Below are 18,860 nucleotides of genomic sequence, written 5' to 3' on the forward strand. Positions count from 1 at the left end.
CGGCATGCGCCGGGATCGCATTGCACAATTTTTTCCTGATTCTACAGCTTCGCCAGCGCTCGTATATGTGCAACCACACTCCGCCCCAAGGCAGACAAGTTGTAACCGCCTTCCAGCGTGCTGACGATCCGGCCCTGGCAGTGGCGTTCCGCCACGTCCACGAGTTGCTCGGTAATCCAGGCGTAGTCGGCCTCCACCAGGCCCATCTGGCCCATATCGTCCTCTCGATGCGCGTCGAAACCGGCCGACACCAGGATCAGTTCCGGACGATGCGCCTCAAGCCTGGGCATCCAGGTCTCCGTGACGATGGTCTTGACCGCAGCCCCGCCCGTATAGGCGGCCACGGGCACGTTCAGCATGTTGGCGGCCGGGTGCTGCGTGCCGCTGTTGGGAAAGAACGGGTGCTGGAAAAAACTGCACATCAGCACCCGGTCATCGCCTGCGAAGACGTCTTCGGTGCCATTGCCGTGATGCACATCGAAATCCACGATGGCTACCCGCGACAGGCCGTGGAAGTCCAGCGCATGACGCGCGGCAATGGCCACGTTGTTCAAAAAGCAGAATCCCATCGCCTGCGACCGGCAGGCGTGATGGCCGGGCGGACGCACCGCACAAAAGGCCGTCCTGGCCTCGCCGCCCATCACCGCATCCACCGCCGCCACGCCCGCGCCGGCCGCATATAGCGCCGCCTCGTAGGTGTGGGGATTCATCAGCGTATCGGGATCTATTGGGTAATACCCTTGGTCTGGCGTATGTTCACGCAAACTGTCCAGGTACTGGACGGTGTGCACGCGCAGCAGGTCCTGGCGCGATGCCTGAGGCGCCTGCCGGTCGTCCAGATAAGGCATCAATCCGCTTGCCAGCAACTGGTCTGAAATGGCGTCCAGCCTCTGCGGACTTTCGGGATGCCAACTGCCCATTTCATGCAAGCGGCATGCCGGGTGAGTAAGATACATGGTCTCCATAAGGAAGATTATGTTCATCTGTCGGCGATTACTGCAACTCGGAACGCTTTCCGCCCTGCTGGCGGGCTGCTCCACCACCGCCCCCACTGCTCCAAATCCGCTTGCCGCCCAACCCGCGGCGGCATCAGGCAATGCCCCCATCCGCATCGGACCCAGTACGCCGACACCGGGCTCCGAACTACCGGACGACGCGCCCGCCACGCTGACCGCCACAGGCGCGCTGCGTCCGGAAGTGCGCAGCTTCGTCGAAGAACTGGCCGCTGAACGCCAACTGCCCCTGAACCCGATGGTCAAGGCGCTGGAGAGTTCACGCTACAACGCCACGGTCTCGCGTCTGATCGCCCCCTCTGCGCCGGGCAAGAAAATCTGGCGCAGTTGGCTGACGTATCGGTCGCGCTTTGTCGAACCCAAGCGCATCGGCTGGGGCGTGGACTTCTACAACGAGAACCGCGACCTGCTGAATCAGGCCGCGCAGCGCTTCGGCGTGCCGGCCCCCATCATCGCGTCGATCATCGGTGTTGAAACGCTGTATGGCCGCAACATGGGCAATTTCAGGGTGCTGGATGCGCTGGCGACGTTGGCCTTCGACTATCCTGACCCCAATAAACCCGAGCGCGCCACCATGTTCCGCGGCCAGTTGGCCGATTTCCTGACCTTGGTCATGAAAGACAAGCTGGAACTTGAAACGCGCGGCTCGTATGCAGGGGCCATCGGCATGCCGCAGTTCATGCCGACCAGCGTCATGCATTACGCGGTGGACGGCGACGACAACGGCCATATCGACCTGACGAACAACACTCAGGACGCCATCATGTCCGTGGGCAGCTTCCTGGCGCAGCACGGTTGGCAGCGCGGCCTGCCGGTGTTCGCCCCGGTAGCCTTGCCCTCGGATCCCACCGCGCTGGTCGACGGCGGCCTGGAACCCAAGCAAAGCTGGGCAACGCTAAGCGCTGCCGGCGCGCGCTTGCAACCGGGTGCGTCCACCACCGGCTGGGGTAGCCAGCCGCTAGGCGTGGTTGATCTGGTCGAAGAAGCCCGAGGCACCGCCCAGTACCGCGTCGGCACGCCGAACTTCTTCGCCCTGACCAAGTACAACCGCAGCTACTTCTACGCCACGTCGGTGGCGGACCTGGCCAGTGAGATCGAAGCCCGCGTAAGCCGCTGACCCAACAGCGGCAGACATGAAAACGCCCCGGTGAACGGGGCGTTTTCACTTGGCGGGACGGTCAGGCGTTCAGTTGAAGACGCCCGTGGACAGATAGCGGTCGCCGCGGTCGCACACGATGAACACAATGGTGGCGTCATTGACGCGCTCGGCCACCCGCAACGCGGCAACCAGCGCACCAGCGGATGAGATACCGCCGAAAATGCCCTCTTCCGCGGCCAGCCGGCGTGCCATGACTTCAGCTTCCGACTGCTCGATGGACTCGTAGGCGTCCACGCGGCTGCGGTCAAAAATCTTCGGCAGATAGGCTTCGGGCCACTTGCGGATGCCAGGAATCTGCGAGCCTTCCGCCGGCTGCGCGCCCACCACCTGCACCGCAGGATTGCGCGACTTCAGATAGGTCGACACGCCCATGATGGTGCCCGTCGTGCCCATCGCGCTGACAAAATGCGTGATGCGGCCTTCGGTCTGGTCCCAGAGTTCGGGGCCGGTGGTTTCCACGTGCGCGCGCGGATTGTCGGGGTTGGCGAACTGGTCCAGCACCACGCCTCGGCCATCTGCCTGCATTTCGGTGGCCAGGTCGCGGGCGTACTCCATGCCGCCCTTGTCGGCCGGTGTCAGGATCAGTTCGGCGCCATACGCCGCCATGGCCGCACGGCGCTCCACCGACAGGTTGTCCGGCATGATCAGGATCATGCGGTAGCCTTTCATGGCGGCGGCCATGGCCAGCGCGATGCCGGTATTGCCGCTGGTCGCTTCAATCAGGGTATCGCCCGGCTTGATATCGCCGCGCGCTTCCGCATGCTTGATCATCGACAACGCCGGGCGGTCCTTCACGGAACCGGCCGGATTGTTGCCTTCCAGCTTGGCCAGGATGACGTTGCCACGCGCGGCGCCCGCGGCACCAGGAATGCGCTGCAAACGCACCAGCGGCGTGTTGCCGACGGTCTGCTCGATAGTGGGGTAGGTAGTAGTCATGCGGACGATCATAACTCCGCCCGGCGGCGGGCACGGCCAAAAGCCGCGCTCCCGCCAGGGGCTCCCCAGGCGGCCGCGCTTTTGTCAGCGGCGGGCCGGAGCCTTCAAGGCAGCAGCGGGGGCAGCGGATGGGGAGGACGGCGGCGCAGGTTTGCGCTCGGCCGGCTTGGCCCCGGCGGCTCCATTGGCGGCAGCCCCATTGGCGGCGGCTCCCTTGCCTGCCGCCGCCGCGCCGGCCCCGATTTGCAGGCCCGCGGCTTCCAAGGCCTGGGCCTTCTTCAGCCCAATGCCGCGTACGCGCTCCGCCAGGTCTTCAAACGAATCGAACTTGCCGCCCCGCTCCCGCTCGCTCACGATGATCTCGGCGGTGCGCGGGCCAATTCCGCGTACGCTTTCCAGCTGCTGCGCGGTGGCCTGATTGACGTCCAGCGCATGGGCGGGTGGCGCCGCCACGCCCAGCCCCGCCGTCACCAGCAGCGTGCCCAGCGCCTGACGCAGCGTGCGCCAGGCGCCTTGCCCGCACGTCGTCCGCGCAGGCCGCCGCAGATGCCGAAGGCGGCGCCACGGCGGGCAAGCTGCCACCTGAACAGCCTTGGATTCTAGGAACGGATTCATGAGGGGTCTCCTGGAAGGACACGGCGCAACGGCTGTCGCGCCACCCTTGAATCATCGCCATTCGCCTCATCGACCGGCGGCGGGGTGAACGAAAAAGTCCACCCCGGCAAGTACGCGGGCGAAAAAAAACCACCAGAGCGGTGGTCTTTTTCACAAGCAAGCGGGCGCGATACCCGCCTGGAGGCTACCAGCGTCCAGCGACGCCCAGCGGCATCTAGCGACGTGCACGCCAATAGCGGACGTACTCGGCCACACCGGTCTGCACATCGCGCATCGGGGCGTAGAAGCCAGCGGTGCGCAATTGCGTGACATCCGCTTGCGTGTAGCTCTGATAGCGGCCCTTCAGATCGTCGGGGAACGGGATATAGCGGATCAAGTCCAGCTCCACCAGCTGAGCCAGCGTCAGCTCGGCTTCACCGCGCTCGGCGCGCAGGGTATTCACCACCGCAGCCGCCACGTCATTGAAAGGCTGTGCCCGTCCCGTGCCGCAGTTGAAGATACCCGACTGTTCGGGATGATCCAGGAAATGCAGATTGACAGCCACCACGTCTTCGACCGAAATGAAGTCTCGGCTCTGGCCACCGTCCACATAGCCGTCCCAGCCTGCGAACAGGCGCACGTGGCCATGCTCCAGGAACTGGTTCATGTTGTGGAACGCCACCGAGGCCATGCGCCCCTTGTGCTGTTCGTGCGGGCCGTACACATTGAAGTAGCGCAACCCCACGACCTGCGCCGTCAGATTGTTCATGCGCGTGCGCAGCACCTGATCGAACAGCAGCTTGGAATAGCCGTAGACGTTCAATGGGCCTTCGTTGTCAGGATGCTCGACGTAGATCGACGAACCGCCATACACGGCTGCCGACGAGGCATACAGGAACGGAATGCGCCGCGCCTGGCAGAACTCGAACAACTCCAGCGTGACACGATAGTTGTTGTCCATCATGTAGCGGCCATTGCGCTCGGTCGTGTCCGAACATGCGCCCTGGTGCAGCACGGCTCGCACCGCGGGCAAGCTGCCATCGGCAACCTTGCGGCGAAAATCGTCCTTGTCCATGTATTCGGCGATCTGGCAATCGACCAGGTTGACGAACTTGTCGCCCTCGGTCAGATCATCCACCGCGATGATGTCCTTGATGCCGCGGCGGTTCAGCCCGCGCACCAGGTTGCTGCCAATGAAGCCTGCGGCTCCGGTAACGACGATCATGAGGATTCTCCAGCCAGTTCCGCGGCGGTGACGACAGACGTGCCCAACTTGCCCACGGCAATGCCGCCTGCCTTGTTGGCCCAACCCATCGCCTCGGCCCACGGCAACCCGATAGCGCGCGAAACCGCCAGCGTCGCCAGCACGGTATCGCCCGCACCAGACACGTCGAACACTTCGTGCGCCTGGGCATCGATGTGGTCACGCCCGGTATCGGTAAACAAAGTCATGCCCTGCTCGGAGCGCGTCACAAGCAAGGCTTCCAGGTCCAGATCGGCGCGCAAGCGCTGCGCCCGATCGGTCAGTTCGGCTTCGGAATTCCAGCGGCCCACGGCCTGCTGCATTTCCGCGCGGTTCGGCGTAACCAACGTCGCACCGCGATAGCGCGCGTAGTCGTCGCCCTTGGGGTCCACCAGCACCGGGATGCCCGCATGGCGCGCCATGGCCAGCAGCGATTCAACGCGGGTCAACACGCCCTTGGCATAGTCGGACAGCACAACGATGTCGTGATTGGCCAGGTGACGGGCCAGCGCGGCATCCACGCCATCCAGAGCAGCCTGCTCCGGATGCTGCTCGAAGTCCACGCGCAGCAACTGCTGCTGACGGCCCAGCACACGCATCTTCAGTGTGGTGTGAAGCGAGGGGTCGGCGATCAGGTCTGCCTGGATGCCCGCTTCGGCGGACAGACGGCGGATGCTGTCGCCCGCTTCGTCTTCGCCCAGCACACCCACCAGCGTCACGTGGCCGCCCAGAGCCGCAACGTTGCGCGCCACGTTGGCGGCGCCGCCCAAGCGGTCTTCGCGGCGCGCAACGCGCACCACCGGCACCGGCGCTTCCGGCGAAATGCGCTCAACTTCGCCAAACCAATAGCGGTCCAGCATCACGTCGCCAACCACGAGAACGCGGCTACGCGAAATGGCTTCAGCGGGGAAAGGCATCATTCAAGTTCTTCCAGGCGGCGCGGCGCATAGGTCTCCCAGGCATTGCAGCCGGGACATTGCCAGTAAAAACGACGCGCTTGAAAACCGCAACTGCGGCACGCATAGCGGTCCAGTCGTTGCGTATGCTTATGGATCAGGCTGCGCAGCAGCGTCAGGTCAGCGCCCGGCACGGGGCCCTGTTCCTGCTCCCCGGCACCGGTTTCGGGACTGGCCAGTTCGGCCTCCAGCAAGCGATCCAGACCCAATAGGGACGGATGGCTGCGCAATGCGCCGCGCGCAAAGGTCCAAGCGACGGCTGAGCCTTGCTGGACGCGCAATTCACGGAACACCACATTGAACAAGTCCAGCGACGCATGCCGCTGATACTGTTTTTGCAGGAATTCCAACCCCGCCGCCACCTGATTGGCCGCGCGATAATTGGCCAGCAACTGCTCGGCCACCAGCCCCGCATACTCCGGGGCGTCGGTCATCACCGATTCCAGGTAAAGCCGTTCGCGCTTTGGATCCTGCTCCATCAGCGCCAGGCGGGCACGCAGCATGGCCGTGCGTACCATCGCGCCCTTGCCTGCCGCCGCGTCGGTGGTCGACAGGGCATGATCGGCGGCATCCAGCGCCTTGTGCGCGGCGTCCACGTCAGGCGGCTTCGCGGTCAGGGCGGTTTGAGCTTGCTCGCAGTAATAGTGCACGATCTGCGGCACCGGCTCGTCAACCAGCCCTTGCAGCGTCTTGACGGCTTCGATGGCGCGCGGCCAGTCATGCTCGGATTCAAAAATGCGGATCAACGAGCGCAATGCCGGCAGCGCGTAGCGCGTGTCCTTCAACTGTTCAAAGCCACTTTCGGCGCGATCCAGCATCCCGGCCTTCAGGAAATCTTGCGCCAATTCATGCTGTGCATGCTCGCGCTCGGCAGCAGGCAGATCAGACCGGCTCAACAGGCTTTGATGGACGCGGATGGCGCGCTCCATCTCGCCGCGGCGACGGAAAAGACTACCCAGCGCAAAGTGCAGCTCGGTCGTTTCGGGATCCAGCTTGGCGACTTCCACGAAAGCGTCGATCGCACGGTCTGGCTGCTCGTTCAACAGGAAGTTAAGCCCCCGGAAATACGAGTCGGGCAGGCTGCGGGTTTCCCGAAGCATCTGCCGAATATCGAAGCGCGCGGCCAACCAGCCCAGCGCGAACAATACCGGCACGAAAATCAACCACCAAGGTTCAAAATCCACTATTCGGGCTCTTGCGGTAATTCAGTGCGAAAAGGAGGTGTGCGGCGGACGGCAAGCCGTCACAGCGGCGACATCGGCGCAACAGCTTCCGGAGGCACGACAGGCGTGGTGCCATTAACCGCTGCCTGGACGCGATCCAGCTCGCGACGCAAACGCATGGCTTCACGGCGGCGGCGCATGGCGGCAGGCACGGTCAGCAACAGGCCAAACAGGGCTCCGGCCACGAATACGACCAGCATCACAACGATCAACGGGACGTCTTGCACGACGTAATCCGCGTAGAACTTCACGGCGACCGGATCGGTGTTCTTCAGGGCGAACATCAATACGGCAATAAACACGAGCAATCGCAGGGCCCAGACTAGATAGCGCATGACGCATGCTCCAGATAATTCAAGACTGTCAATTGTAAGCGACGTCGCAAAGCCACAAGAAAAAAACCTGCAAGGCCTTGAACAGACAAGCGCTGGAACGGAAAAAACAAAGCCCCTTGATTTCTCAAGGGGCCTGTTCTCGGTCCGATCTGCCCGTAGGCAGCCTTTGCGCCGAGCCGTCAATGCATGGCGTGCAAGCTCGCCATGGACGGCATCGGTTCACTCGATCCAGAAGATTGAGCGTCCTCATCATTGCCGCCGACCAGGTCCACCCGTTCGCGCAATTCCTTGCCCGCCTTGAAGTGCGGCACCTGTTTACCAGGTACCAGCACTTGTTCGCCGGATTTCGGATTACGACCGATGCGGGGAGACCGCTGCGACAACGAGAAGCTGCCAAAACCGCGGATCTCGATGCGCTGACCCGAGGCCAGGGCCTGGGTCATTGCATCCAGCACGGTCTTGACCGCGTAATCGGTGTCTCGGGCGGCCAGCTGAGGATAGCGGGCCGCCAAGGCGGCGATCAGCTCCGACTTGGTCACGAATTAACCGTCGTTGCGCTGTTGGTCCAGCTTGGCCTTCAGCAGCGCGCCGAGGTTGGTGGTGCCGGACGAAGCGCTGGCGTCGGACATGCGCTGGATCGTGTCGGCGGTCTCAGCGTTGTCACGGGCCTTGATCGACAGTTGGATCGAGCGCGTCTTGCGGTCGATGTTGACGATCATGGCTTCGATGTTTTCGCCAGCGTTCAGAACGGTGGTGGCATCTTCAACGCGGCCCGAGGAGATCTCGGAAGCGCGCAGGTAGCCTTCAACGTCCACGGACAGCGTAACAACAGCGCCCTTGGCTTCGACGGACTTGATGGTGCCCGGAACAACCGCGCCCTTGTCAAACGTGGCGACGAAGTTGTTGAAGGGGTCGCCTTCCAGCTGCTTGATGCCCAGCGAGATGCGTTCCTTGTCGGTATCGATGCCCAGAACCACGGCTTCGATCTCGTCGCCCTTCTTGAAGTTGCGCACGGCTTCTTCGCCCGTTTCCGTCCACGACAGGTCGGACAGGTGAACCAGGCCGTCGATACCGCCAGGCAGACCAACGAACACGCCGAAGTCGGTGATCGACTTGATGGCGCCGCGGACCTTGTCGCCGCGCTTGAAGTTCGTAGCGAACTCTTCCCACGGGTTCTGACGGCACTGCTTCATGCCCAGGGAGATACGACGACGGTCTTCGTCGATTTCCAGGACCATGACTTCGACTTCTTCGCCCAGGGTAACAACCTTGCGCGGGTCGACGTTCTTGTTGGTCCAGTCCATTTCAGAGACGTGAACCAGGCCTTCGATGCCGGCTTCGACTTCAACGAACGCGCCGTAGTCGGTCAGGTTCGTGACCTTGCCGAACAGGCGGGTGCCTTGCGGGTAGCGGCGAGCCAGGCCCACCCACGGATCTTCGCCCAGCTGCTTGACGCCCAGCGAGACGCGGCTCTTTTCCTGGTCGAACTTGAGGACCTTGGCTTCGACTTCTTGACCCACTTGCAGGACTTCGGACGGGTGACGCACGCGACGCCATGCCATGTCGGTGATGTGCAACAGGCCGTCGATGCCGCCCAGGTCAACGAACGCGCCGTAGTCGGTGATGTTCTTGACCACGCCCTTGACCACAGCACCTTCGTGCAGGGTTTCGAGCAGCTTTTGACGCTCTTCGCCCATGCTGGCTTCCAGCACTTGGCGACGCGACAGCACAACGTTGTTGCGCTTGCGGTCGAGCTTGATGACCTTGAATTCGAGGGTCTTGCCTTCGTACGGGGTGGTGTCCTTGACCGGACGCAGATCCACCAGCGAACCCGGCAGGAACGCGCGGATGCCGTTGGTCATGACGGTCAGGCCGCCCTTCACCTTGCCGGTGATGGTGCCGGTAACCAGCTCGCCGTTTTCCAGGGCCTTTTCCAGTTGCAGCCAGGCCGACAGGCGCTTGGCGCGGTCACGCGACAGGATGGTGTCGCCGTAGCCGTTTTCCAGGGAATCGATGGCCACCGAGACGAAATCGCCGGGTTGCACTTCGAGCTCGCCCTGGTCATTCAGGAACTCTTCCAGGGGGATCAGCGCTTCGGACTTCAGGCCGGCGTTGACGACGACAAAGTTATGGTCGACGCGAACGACTTCGGCGCTGATGACCTCGCCGGACTTCATGTCCTGGCTCTTGAGGCTTTGGGCGAAAAGGTCGGCGAAGCTTTCGCCGCCGGTGGCGGTAGTGGAAACGGAAGACATGGGGTTGAAATCCATTGGGCCGAAATGGCCGTTAAAAACACACCGCAGCGGATTGCCCGCCACAGTGGAGTCAAAATACCTGTCTGCCGGTTTGCCCTTGCGGGGTGGCCCGTGGGGGTGTCGCCTGGCGGGAGCAGGGCCTAATCAAAGTGTGCTGGCTAACTTAGGTGGTCAAGCTTTCGCCTGGACCTGTTGCCAGAAATTCAGTATTGCCTGCACCGTCTCTGCAATCGTCAAATTAGACGAATCCAGCACATGTGCATCTGCTGCGGGAGCAAGCGGCGCAGTAGCCCGCTCGGTATCGCGGGCGTCTCGCTCGCGCATGTCTCGCAGAAGGTCATCTAGATTAGCAGAAATTCCCTTTTCGATCAACTGCTTACGGCGCCTCTCCGCCCGGGCGACCACGTCGGCCACCAGGAACACCTTCAGGGACGCATCGGGGAACACCACCGTACCCATGTCGCGGCCGTCCGCCACCAGCCCTGGGGGCAGGCGAAAAGCGCGCTGGCGCTCAAGCAGCGCTTGACGCACGCCCGGGAACGCCGCCACGCGGGACGCGAAATTACCGACTTCCTCACGGCGGATGTCATGACCCACATCCACGCCGCCCAGATAGACGTGAGGGCCATCAAAGCGCACATCCAGCGTTTCCGCCACACGGGCCACGCCGGCCTCATCTTCCGCGGGCACGCCCTGATTGAGGGCGGCCAGGGCCGTCAGACGGTACAGCGCGCCGCTGTCCAGCACCGCCCAGCCCAGCGCCTTGGCGACACGATGCGCCACGGTGCCCTTGCCGGAGGCGGTCGGACCATCAATGGTGATGACGGCGGCGGAGAAATCAGTCGAAGAAGTCAAAGTCATGTGGGGTTTGCGCTAGGCCGATACCAGGCTTGCGTAGACATCAAAATAACCCGGGAACGTCTTGCTGACGCAACCGGGTTCCAAAATACGGACTGCGGCGGGGCCAAAAGCCGCCAGCGAAAAGCACATGGCCATGCGATGGTCGTCCCAGGTGCCGATATGCGCATCGCGCCAGGCGTCCTGTGCCGGCGGAATGACGCGCAGCCAATCTGGCCCCGATTCCACTTGCGCGCCCAGCTTTTCCAGTTCGGTCTGCATGGCATGGATGCGGTCGGTTTCCTTCACGCGCCAACTGCCGATGTTGCGCAGACGGCACGGGCCGTCGGCGTACAGGGCCAGCGCGGCAGCCGTCATCGCGGCATCCGGGATCAGGTTGAAATCGGTGTCGAAAGCCTTGAGCCGTGCGCCGTCGGCCACCCGGACACCGGACACCTCGATCCAGTCGGGCCCATGAACCACCTTCGCGCCCATCTGCGCAAGCGTGTCGGCGAACGCGACGTCGCCCTGAATGCTGTCGGCACCCACGCCCGTCACTCGCAACGGCCCACCGCCGATGGCGCCCAGCGCCAGGAAATAGGACGCCGTGGAGGCATCGCCTTCCACCGCGATCTGACCCGGGCTGCGATAAGCGGCACTGCCGTCAATCACAAACCGGCTCCAGCCGTCGCGCTGCACTTGCACGCCGAAGCGCGCCATCAGGTTCAACGTGATCTCGATGTAAGGCTTGGAGATCAGATCACCCACGACCTCGATCGTCACGGGCTTTCCGCTGCGGCCCGCCTGAATGGGCGCGGCCAGCAGCAAGGCAGTCAGGAACTGACTGGACACCGACCCCTGCACCCGCGTGACGGCATCCGTGGCGATCTCACCGCGGCCAATATGCAGGGGCGGATAGCCGGGCTGGCCCAGGTAGTCGATGCGCGCGCCCAGCGCGTTCAGCGCATCAGCCAGGTCGCCGATCGGACGCTCGTGCATGCGCGGCACGCCCGACAGACGATAGTCACCGCCCATCAACGCCAATGCGGCGGTCAGCGGACGAATCGCGGTGCCGGCGTTACCCATGAACAGGTCAGCGCTTTCGACCGGAAAGCGGCGCACGCCCTCAACGGTGACGCGGCCAGCGTCAAGATCGGACACCTGCACACCCAGCTGGCGCAAGGCGCCGAGCATCACGCGCGTATCGTCGGAATCCAGCAAGCCGGTAATGACCGTAGTGCCTTCGGCAATGGCCGACAGCAGCAACACGCGGTTGGAAATACTTTTGGAACCCGGCAAGGCCATCACGCCCTGCGCTTGCCGCACGCGCGGCAGATCCAGATAAGGCAATGCACCCATGTCAGCTACTCCTTGCGCCAGCGTCTGCGCGCCTGGGCCGCGGTATCAAGCAACGCCAGCAACGCTGCGTCATCGCCATGGGCAATGGCGCGCTCGGCACGATCCAGGACGGCGCGCAGGTCGGCAAGCTCGGCCAGCATCGCGTCGCGGTTGGATAAAAAGATATCGCGCCACATCTCCGGCGAACCCGCCGCGATGCGCGTGAAGTCACGAAAACCACTGCCGGCCAGATCCAGTCGGGTCCGGGCATCGGCAGCCGTGGCCACTTGTTCCATATAGACCGACGACAGCAGATGCGGCAGATGGCTGACCGAAGCCAGCACGCGGTCGTGCGCGTCGGCATCCATGTCGATCACGCTGGCGCCGCAGGCTTCCCAGGCGCGGCGCACCAGATCGGCGGACGATGCGCTGTTTTCGGCGATCGGCGTCAGGATGACCGTGCGGCCGCGATACAACTCGGCGTCGGCGGCATCCGGCCCCGTGCGCTCGGCGCCCGCGATGGGATGGCCTGGCACGAAGCGCCCGATACTGCCGCCCAGCGCCTCACGCGCGGCCTCGACGACTTCGGCTTTGGTGCTGCCCGCATCGGTCAGCACCGTCGCCGCGCCCAGATGCGGCAGCATCCGCGCCAGCACATTCTTCAAGCCACCGACGGGCGTGGACAGCAAGATCAGATCGGCGCGAGACGCCGCATCCTCGGCACTGACGGCCTCGTCGATCAAGCCAAGTTCGACCGCGCGCGCAAGCGATGACGCATTGCGCCCCACTCCCAGCACTTGGCCCACTTGCCCCGCCTGACGCAGTGCCGCCGCGAAGGATCCGCCGATCAGCCCCACACCCACCACGGCCAATACAGGAATCAGGGGGCCAACGGCCCCCTGATCGGTAGAAGGTGACGCTTGGTTCATTCGGACAGGATGGCGGTCAGGGCATCAATGAAACGCGCGTTCTCTTCGGGCAATCCGATCGACACCCGCAGCCATTCAGGCAGGCCATCGCCGGCCACCGGGCGCACGATCACGCCGCGCTTGAGCAATTCCAGATTGATGCGCGGGGCATCACCCACATGCACCAGCACGAAATTGCCGTAGCTGGGCACATACCGCAGCTTCAAACGGTCAAACGTCGCGCACAACTGCGCCTTGCCGGACTTGTTCGAGGCATACGCCTCTTCCAGGTAGGCGGCATCGCCCAGCGCGGCGATCGCCGCGGCCTGCGCCAGCGTATTCACGTTGAACGGCTGACGCACGCGATTCAGCAGATCCGTCAGGGGCGGTTGCGCCACCGAGAAGCCCACGCGCAGGCCCGCCAGGCCGTAGGCCTTGGAGAACGTGCGCGAGATGATCAGGTTCGGGAACCGGCGAGCCAGCGCAGTGCTGTCGAAGCGGAACTCGGGGTCCAGATATTCGTTGTAGGCTTCATCCAGCACCACCGTGACACGGTCGCCGTGGGTGGCATGCACGCGCTCAAGGAACGCCGCGACCTTGTCGCCCGGCACGAAGGTGCCCGTGGGATTGTTGGGATTGGCGATGAACAGCAAGCGCGTGTCGTCGGCAATGGCGTCGAACATCGCGTCCAGGTCATGGCCGTAATCTTGCGCCGGCACCACGATGTGGCGCGCGCCGCGCGCTTGCGTGGCCAGGCGATACACCGCGAACGAATGCTGCGCATACACCGCCGACGCCCCTGGCTCCAGCAGCGCCAGCGCGGCGATTTCCAGGATGTCGTTCGAGCCGTTGCCCAACGTGATCCAGTTCATCGGCACGCCGTAGCGTTCCGCCAACGCTGCCTTCAGGTCGAAACCGTTGGGATCGGGATAGCGCGCCAACGATTCAGCGGCGGCCAGCATGGCCGTACGCGCCGACTTGGGCATGCCCAGCGGATTTTCATTGGAAGCCAGCTTGACGATGCCCGCCGGATCCAGCCCGAACTCGCGGGCCAGTTCTTCAATGGGCTTGCCCGCCTGGTAAGGCGCAATGGCGCTGACATGCGCGGGAGCAACGAGGGGCTTGGATGCGGTGGTCATGGTGTGGAGGCTCACGGCGCCGGGTAGGAACCCAGCACTTTCAGGTAGGCGACCTGCGCCTGCAAGGCGGCAAGGGCGCGCTCGACGTTCGGGTCATTGCGGTGACCCAGGACATCAACGTAGAAATAATATTCCCACTGGCCGGTGCGCGCGGGGCGCGACTCGAAGCGTGTCATCGACACGCCATTGGCCGCCAGCGGCGCCAGCATTTCATAGACCGCGCCCGCCCGGTTCGGCACCGCCAGGATCAGGCTGGTCTTGTCCTTGCCGCTGACCAGCGGCTGGATGTTGCCGATGGCCAGGAAGCGGGTACGGTTGTGCGGATCGTCCTGAATACCCGCTGCGACGACCTGTAGGTTCCAGGCCGGCGCGGCCACTTCACCGGCAATCGCCGCGACGGTGGGATCGCCCGCCGCCGCCCGCGCCGCCTCGGAATTGCTGGAGGCAGCCACGCGGTCAAGATCAGGGTAATGGCGCGTCAGCCAGCCCTGGCACTGGGCCAGCGCTTGCGGATGCGCGGAAATGGTCTTGATGCCATCCATGCCGCCCGACTGCGACATCAGGCAATGGCGGATGACCAGGGAACGCTCGCCCAGAATCGTCAGCGGCGTGTTCAACAACAGGTCCAGGCTGCGGTTGACGGCGCCTTCGGTGGAGTTCTCCACCGGCACCATGCCCACGTCCGCCTGGCCGCCTTCGACCGCGCGGAAAACCTCGTCGAACGAGGCGCACGGCAGCTTCTGCACGGCATGGCCGAAATGTTCCAGTGCCGCCTGTTCGGAAAACGAACCTTGCGGCCCCAGGTATGCCACGGTCATGCCGCGCTCCAGGCCACGACAGGCCGAGATGATCTCGGTCCAGACCGACGCCACACCCGCATTCGGGAACGGACCAGGGTTGATCTGCTGCAAACGGCGGATGACCTCGGCTTCGCGCTCGGGGCGCAACACCGGACCATCCGCATGCGCGGCATGCTTGGCCTCGCCAACTTCCAGCGCGGCGCGGGCGCGCTGCGACAGCAGGTCCAGGATCTGCGCGTCCAACGCATCGATGCGTTCACGCAAGGGGCGCAACTTGCGTTGCAGGTCGTCATCCATAGCGGCGCTCGAATTCCTTCAGGTACTCGACCAGCGCCGACACCCCAGCAAGGGGGACGGCGTTGTAGATGGAGGCACGCATGCCGCCCACGCTCTTGTGCCCCTTCAACTGCGTCAGGCCAGCCGCGTCGGCGCCTTGCAGGAAGGCGTCATTGAGCGAATCGTCGCGCAGCACGAACGGCACGTTCATCCGCGAACGCACGGGTGCGTGAATGGGATTGCGGTAGAACGCGGTGCTGTCCAGATAGCCGTACAGCAAGTCGGCCTTGGCCTGATTGGCCGCATCCATGCCTGCAACGCCGCCATTGGCCTTGACCCACTTGAAGACCAGGCCTGCGATATAGATCGCAAACGTCGGCGGCGTGTTGTAGCGTGAATGCTCCGCTGCCACGTTGGCGTAATCAAAGGCCGACGGGCAAATCGGCAAGGCGTGGCCGATCAGGTCGCGGCGTGCGATGACCATGGTCACGCCAGCCGGGCCCGCATTCTTTTGCGCGCCGGCATACATCATGCCGCAGCGCGTCACATCCATCGGACGCGACAGGAAATGCGAAGACGCATCGACGACCAGCGGCACGTCGGGTGCGCCCAGCGCGGCGGTGTCGGGCCAGTCCATGAACTCGACGCCGCCGATGGTTTCATTGCTGCACAGATGCAGGTACGCGGATTCCGGACGAACCTTCCAGGTATCGACCGGCGGCACCCAGGTCAGCGGCCCCTGCTCGCGGCCGTCCAGCTGGATAGCCTGCTCGCTGCTTGCCGCCACCTGGGCACTGCCGTAGCGGCCGGCTTCCTTGTACGAACGCTTGGACCAATGGCCCGTCACGACGAAATCAGCGGCCGGCGTATCGCGGCGCCCCATGAGATTCATGGGAACGATGGCGTTTTCCCCGGAACCTCCGCCTTGCATGAACATGACGGCGTAGTCAGCGGGCAAGCCCAGCAGATCACGCAGATCCGATTCAGCTTCGTCGCAGATCTGCACGAAGTGCTTGCCGCGATGGCTCATTTCCATCACGGACATGCCGCTTCCGTGCCAATCCAGCATCTCAGCTGCTGCTTGCTGCAATACCACCTCGGGCAAGGCCGAAGGGCCTGCCGAGAAGTTCCAGGGGCGGGCCATTATTGCTCCGTAGGTTCCGTCGAGTCCGTCGAATCCGCTGCTGCGCCATTGCTGTCGTCGCCGCCGTCGTCCTGGACGTCTTCGTCCAGTTCGCCGTCGTCGTCCGCATCGCTTTCGACGACACGGCGCACGCCAGACAGGGTGCTGCCATCATCAACGTTGATCAGCGTGACGCCTTGTGTCGCGCGGCCCATTTCACGGATTTCCGAGACACGGGTACGCACCAGCACGCCGCCAGTGGTGATCAGCATGATTTCGTCGGTCGGATTGACCAGCACCGCGCCCACGACCTTGCCGTTACGCGAGCTGGTCTGGATGGCGATCATGCCCTTCGTGCCACGGCCGTGGCGCGTGTATTCGCCGATCGGCGTGCGCTTGCCATAACCGTTTTCGGTGGCGGTCAGCACGGTCTGCGTTTCGTCGCCGGCCACCAGCAGCGCGATGACGGTCTGCGTTTCCTCGAGCATCATGCCGCGCACGCCGCGAGCATTGCGGCCCATCGGACGCACGTCGTTTTCGTCGAAGCGGACAGCCTTGCCCGAATCCGAGAACAGCATGACGTCATGCTTGCCATCGGTCAGGTCGGCGCCGATCAGGTAGTCGCCATCGTCAAGGTCGACGGCGATGATGCCGGCCTTGCGCGGGTTGGAGAAGTCGGACAGCGGGGTCTTCTTGACCGTGCCGCGCGACGTCGCCATGAAGACGAAATGATCTTCGCTGAATTCCTTGACCGGCAACACCACCGTGACCTTCTCGCCGTCAGCCAGCGGGAACATGTTGACGATGGGCTTGCCGCGCGAATTGCGCGTGCCTTGGGGCACTTCCCAGACCTTCAGCCAATACACGCGGCCGCGGTTCGAGAAGCACAGCAGGAAGTCGTGCGTGTTGGCGATGAACAGCTGGTCGATCCAGTCGTTTTCCTTCATCGCCGTGGCCTGCTTGCCGCGTCCGCCACGCTTTTGCGAGCGGTATTCGGACAAGGGCTGGCTCTTGATGTAGCCACCATGCGACAAGGTCACGACCATGTCGGTGGGCGTGATCAGATCCTCGGTGTCGAGCTCGGTCGCGTTCAATTCGATTTCCGAACGACGCGAGTCCTTCGTGTTGGTCGAGAATTCCGCCTTGATGGCTTGCAGCTCTTCGGAAATGATCGTCGTGATGCGCTCGGGGCGAGCCAGAATGTCGAGCAGGTCGGCAATGGTGGACATGATGTCCTTGTATTCGCCAACGATCTTGTCCTGCTCCAGCCCGGTCAGGCGTTGCAGGCGCATGTTCAGGATTTCCTGAGCCTGCGTGTCGCTCAGACGGTACATGCCGTCGCCCTGAAGGCCGAATTCGGTGCCCAGGTCGTCCGGACGGAAGGCCGCGCGGCCTCCCGGCGTGTCGCCGTCGGCGCGCGACAGCATGTCGCGAACCAGCGAGGAATCCCAAGACTTCGCCATCAACTCCTGGCGGGCGACGGGAGGCGTCGGCGCTGCCTTGATGATGGTGATGAAATCGTCGATGTTGGCCAATGCAACCGCCAAGCCTTCCAGCACGTGGCCGCGTTCGCGGGCCTTGCGCAACTGGAACACGGTGCGGCGCGTGACCACTTCGCGGCGATGTTGCAGGAAGTAGTCGATCATCTGCTTCAGGTTGAGCAGGCGGGGCTGGCCGTCGACCAGTGCCACCAGGTTCATCCCGAAGGTGTCTTGCAGCTGCGTGTTCTTGTACAGGTTGTTCAGGACAACCTCGGGAACCTCGCCGCGCTTGAGCTCGATGACCAGACGCATGCCGTCCTTGTCGGACTCGTCGCGAATATCGGAGATGCCTTCGATTTTCTTGTCGTTGACGAGCTCGGCAATGCGTTCCTGCAAGGTCTTCTTGTTGACCTGGTAGGGAATCGCGTCGATCACGATCGCCTGGCGATTGCCCTTCTCCATGTCTTCAAAGTGGGTCTTGGCGCGCATGATGACGCGGCCGCGACCCGTGCGATAGCCTTCGCGCACGCCGGACATGCCGTAGATGATGCCGCCCGTGGGGAAATCGGGTGCCGGAATGAGCTCGATCAGCTCATCGACCGTGCAGGCCGGATTGCGCAGGCAGTACAGGCAGCCGTCGACCACTTCCTGGAGGTTGTGCGGCGGAATATTGGTGGCCATGCCCACCGCGATGCCCGAGCTGCCGTTGACCAGCAGGTTGGGCAAGCGCGACGGCAACAGCAGCGGCTCTTGCTCGCTGCCATCGTAGTTGGGGCCGAAGTCCACCGTTTCCTGGTCGATGTCGGCCAGCAATTCGTGAGCGATCTTGGCCAGGCGGATTTCGGTGTAACGCATCGCCGCGGCGTTATCGCCGTCGATCGAGCCGAAGTTACCCTGGCCATCGACCAGCATGTAGCGCATGGAGAAATCCTGCGCCATGCGAACGATGGTGTCATAGACGGATTGGTCGCCGTGGGGGTGGTATTTACCGATGACGTCCCCGACGATACGCGCCGACTTCTTATAGGCGCGATTCCAATCGTTGTTCAGCTCATGCATCGCGTAGAGCACGCGCCGGTGGACGGGTTTGAGCCCGTCCCGCACATCCGGTAGCGCCCGCCCAACGATCACGCTCATTGCGTAATCGAGGTAACTGCGGCGCATCTCTTCTTCCAGCGAAACCGGAAGCGTCTCCTTGGCAAAGGAATCCATATATATAACGACAGAATCGTGTAAGGAGGAAC

General features: G+C 63.5%; 17 protein-coding genes. 1 reads left to right on the plus strand and 16 read right to left on the minus strand.

The window, feature by feature from the left end; translation table 11 throughout:
* Positions 1–41 precede the first annotated feature (41 nt).
* Positions 42–965: a histone deacetylase family protein gene (locus HV753_RS19610; RefSeq protein WP_175176276.1), complete on the minus strand. Its 924-nt coding sequence runs from the start codon at positions 963–965 to the stop codon at positions 42–44.
* Between the two features lie 10 nt (positions 966–975).
* On the opposite strand from HV753_RS19610, the gene mltB reads away from it, so the two are divergent.
* Positions 976–2,130, plus strand: a complete 1,155-nt coding sequence (gene mltB, locus HV753_RS19615; RefSeq protein ID WP_175176277.1) for a lytic murein transglycosylase B — start codon at positions 976–978, stop codon at positions 2,128–2,130.
* A 69-nt stretch (positions 2,131–2,199) separates the two neighbouring features.
* Here mltB and cysM read toward each other — a convergent pair whose 3' ends face one another.
* The 15 genes from cysM to gyrA form a co-directional block, all read right to left on the minus strand.
* The gene (gene cysM, locus HV753_RS19620) at positions 2,200–3,108 is read right to left on the minus strand and encodes a cysteine synthase CysM (RefSeq protein WP_175176278.1); all 909 of its coding nucleotides are present in this window, start codon (positions 3,106–3,108) and stop codon (positions 2,200–2,202) included.
* Between the two features lie 84 nt (positions 3,109–3,192).
* Positions 3,193–3,723, minus strand: coding sequence for a ComEA family DNA-binding protein (locus HV753_RS19625; RefSeq protein WP_175176279.1), 531 nt, complete (start codon positions 3,721–3,723; stop codon positions 3,193–3,195).
* 214 nt (positions 3,724–3,937) lie between these two features.
* Complete coding sequence (gene rfaD, locus HV753_RS19630) at positions 3,938–4,927, minus strand: ADP-glyceromanno-heptose 6-epimerase (RefSeq protein ID WP_175176280.1); 990 nt, start codon at positions 4,925–4,927, stop codon at positions 3,938–3,940.
* A complete protein-coding gene (gene rfaE1 / locus HV753_RS19635) occupies positions 4,924–5,865 on the minus strand; it encodes a D-glycero-beta-D-manno-heptose-7-phosphate kinase (protein WP_175176281.1) in 942 nt (313 codons plus the stop codon). Before rfaE1 ends, rfaD begins: the two co-directional genes overlap by 4 nt.
* Entirely contained in the window at positions 5,862–7,085 is a 1,224-nt protein-coding gene (gene lapB / locus HV753_RS19640) for a lipopolysaccharide assembly protein LapB (RefSeq protein ID WP_175176282.1), read from the minus strand. The genes rfaE1 and lapB overlap by 4 nt, the downstream gene beginning before the upstream one ends.
* A 59-nt stretch (positions 7,086–7,144) precedes the next feature.
* Positions 7,145–7,459 carry a LapA family protein gene (locus tag HV753_RS19645; RefSeq protein WP_006225143.1) on the minus strand — a complete coding sequence of 105 codons (315 nt, stop codon included), beginning with the start codon at positions 7,457–7,459 and terminating at the stop codon, positions 7,145–7,147.
* A 179-nt stretch (positions 7,460–7,638) separates the two neighbouring features.
* Positions 7,639–7,998, minus strand: a complete 360-nt coding sequence (locus HV753_RS19650) for an integration host factor subunit beta (RefSeq protein WP_049072346.1) — start codon at positions 7,996–7,998, stop codon at positions 7,639–7,641.
* Positions 7,999–8,001: 3 nt separating this feature from the next.
* A complete protein-coding gene (gene rpsA, locus HV753_RS19655) occupies positions 8,002–9,714 on the minus strand; it encodes a 30S ribosomal protein S1 (protein ID WP_006225145.1) in 1,713 nt (570 codons plus the stop codon).
* Positions 9,715–9,885: 171 nt separating this feature from the next.
* Complete coding sequence (cmk, locus tag HV753_RS19660; protein ID WP_175176283.1) at positions 9,886–10,575, minus strand: (d)CMP kinase; 690 nt, start codon at positions 10,573–10,575, stop codon at positions 9,886–9,888.
* 12 nt (positions 10,576–10,587) lie between these two features.
* A complete protein-coding gene (gene aroA, locus HV753_RS19665) occupies positions 10,588–11,910 on the minus strand; it encodes a 3-phosphoshikimate 1-carboxyvinyltransferase (protein WP_175176284.1) in 1,323 nt (440 codons plus the stop codon).
* Between the two features lie 5 nt (positions 11,911–11,915).
* The gene (locus HV753_RS19670; protein ID WP_175176285.1) at positions 11,916–12,818 is read right to left on the minus strand and encodes a prephenate dehydrogenase; all 903 of its coding nucleotides are present in this window, start codon (positions 12,816–12,818) and stop codon (positions 11,916–11,918) included.
* The gene (gene hisC / locus HV753_RS19675) at positions 12,815–13,936 is read right to left on the minus strand and encodes a histidinol-phosphate transaminase (RefSeq protein ID WP_175176286.1); all 1,122 of its coding nucleotides are present in this window, start codon (positions 13,934–13,936) and stop codon (positions 12,815–12,817) included. Before hisC ends, HV753_RS19670 begins: the two co-directional genes overlap by 4 nt.
* Positions 13,937–13,947: 11 nt before the next feature.
* Positions 13,948–15,033: a prephenate dehydratase gene (gene pheA / locus HV753_RS19680; RefSeq protein WP_175176287.1), complete on the minus strand. Its 1,086-nt coding sequence runs from the start codon at positions 15,031–15,033 to the stop codon at positions 13,948–13,950.
* On the minus strand, positions 15,026–16,156 hold the full coding sequence (gene serC / locus HV753_RS19685; RefSeq protein ID WP_175176288.1) for a 3-phosphoserine/phosphohydroxythreonine transaminase: 1,131 nt from the start codon (positions 16,154–16,156) through the stop codon (positions 15,026–15,028). Before serC ends, pheA begins: the two co-directional genes overlap by 8 nt.
* The gene (gyrA, locus tag HV753_RS19690; RefSeq protein ID WP_175176289.1) at positions 16,156–18,828 is read right to left on the minus strand and encodes a DNA gyrase subunit A; all 2,673 of its coding nucleotides are present in this window, start codon (positions 18,826–18,828) and stop codon (positions 16,156–16,158) included. Before gyrA ends, serC begins: the two co-directional genes overlap by 1 nt.
* Positions 18,829–18,860: the final 32 nt, after the last annotated feature.

Source organism: Achromobacter pestifer, from assembly GCF_902859625.1.
Taxonomy (GTDB): Bacteria; Pseudomonadota; Gammaproteobacteria; order Burkholderiales; family Burkholderiaceae_B; genus Achromobacter; species Achromobacter pestifer.

Bases quoted from the DNA above. Each gene is read 5' to 3' on its own strand.
- HV753_RS19610 (WP_175176276.1), bottom strand. From the start codon at position 965: ATGGAGACCATGTATCTTACTCACCCGGCATGCCGCTTGCATGAAATG.
- mltB (WP_175176277.1), top strand. From the start codon at position 976: ATGTTCATCTGTCGGCGATTACTGCAACTCGGAACGCTTTCCGCCCTG.
- cysM (WP_175176278.1), bottom strand. From the start codon at position 3,108: ATGACTACTACCTACCCCACTATCGAGCAGACCGTCGGCAACACGCCG.
- HV753_RS19625 (WP_175176279.1), bottom strand. From the start codon at position 3,723: ATGAATCCGTTCCTAGAATCCAAGGCTGTTCAGGTGGCAGCTTGCCCG.
- rfaD (WP_175176280.1), bottom strand. From the start codon at position 4,927: ATGATCGTCGTTACCGGAGCCGCAGGCTTCATTGGCAGCAACCTGGTG.
- rfaE1 (WP_175176281.1), bottom strand. From the start codon at position 5,865: ATGATGCCTTTCCCCGCTGAAGCCATTTCGCGTAGCCGCGTTCTCGTG.
- HV753_RS19645 (WP_006225143.1), bottom strand. From the start codon at position 7,459: ATGCGCTATCTAGTCTGGGCCCTGCGATTGCTCGTGTTTATTGCCGTA.
- rpsA (WP_006225145.1), bottom strand. From the start codon at position 9,714: ATGTCTTCCGTTTCCACTACCGCCACCGGCGGCGAAAGCTTCGCCGAC.
- cmk (WP_175176283.1), bottom strand. From the start codon at position 10,575: ATGACTTTGACTTCTTCGACTGATTTCTCCGCCGCCGTCATCACCATT.
- aroA (WP_175176284.1), bottom strand. From the start codon at position 11,910: ATGGGTGCATTGCCTTATCTGGATCTGCCGCGCGTGCGGCAAGCGCAG.
- HV753_RS19670 (WP_175176285.1), bottom strand. From the start codon at position 12,818: ATGAACCAAGCGTCACCTTCTACCGATCAGGGGGCCGTTGGCCCCCTG.
- hisC (WP_175176286.1), bottom strand. From the start codon at position 13,936: ATGACCACCGCATCCAAGCCCCTCGTTGCTCCCGCGCATGTCAGCGCC.
- pheA (WP_175176287.1), bottom strand. From the start codon at position 15,033: ATGGATGACGACCTGCAACGCAAGTTGCGCCCCTTGCGTGAACGCATC.
- serC (WP_175176288.1), bottom strand. From the start codon at position 16,156: ATGGCCCGCCCCTGGAACTTCTCGGCAGGCCCTTCGGCCTTGCCCGAG.
- gyrA (WP_175176289.1), bottom strand. From the start codon at position 18,828: ATGGATTCCTTTGCCAAGGAGACGCTTCCGGTTTCGCTGGAAGAAGAG.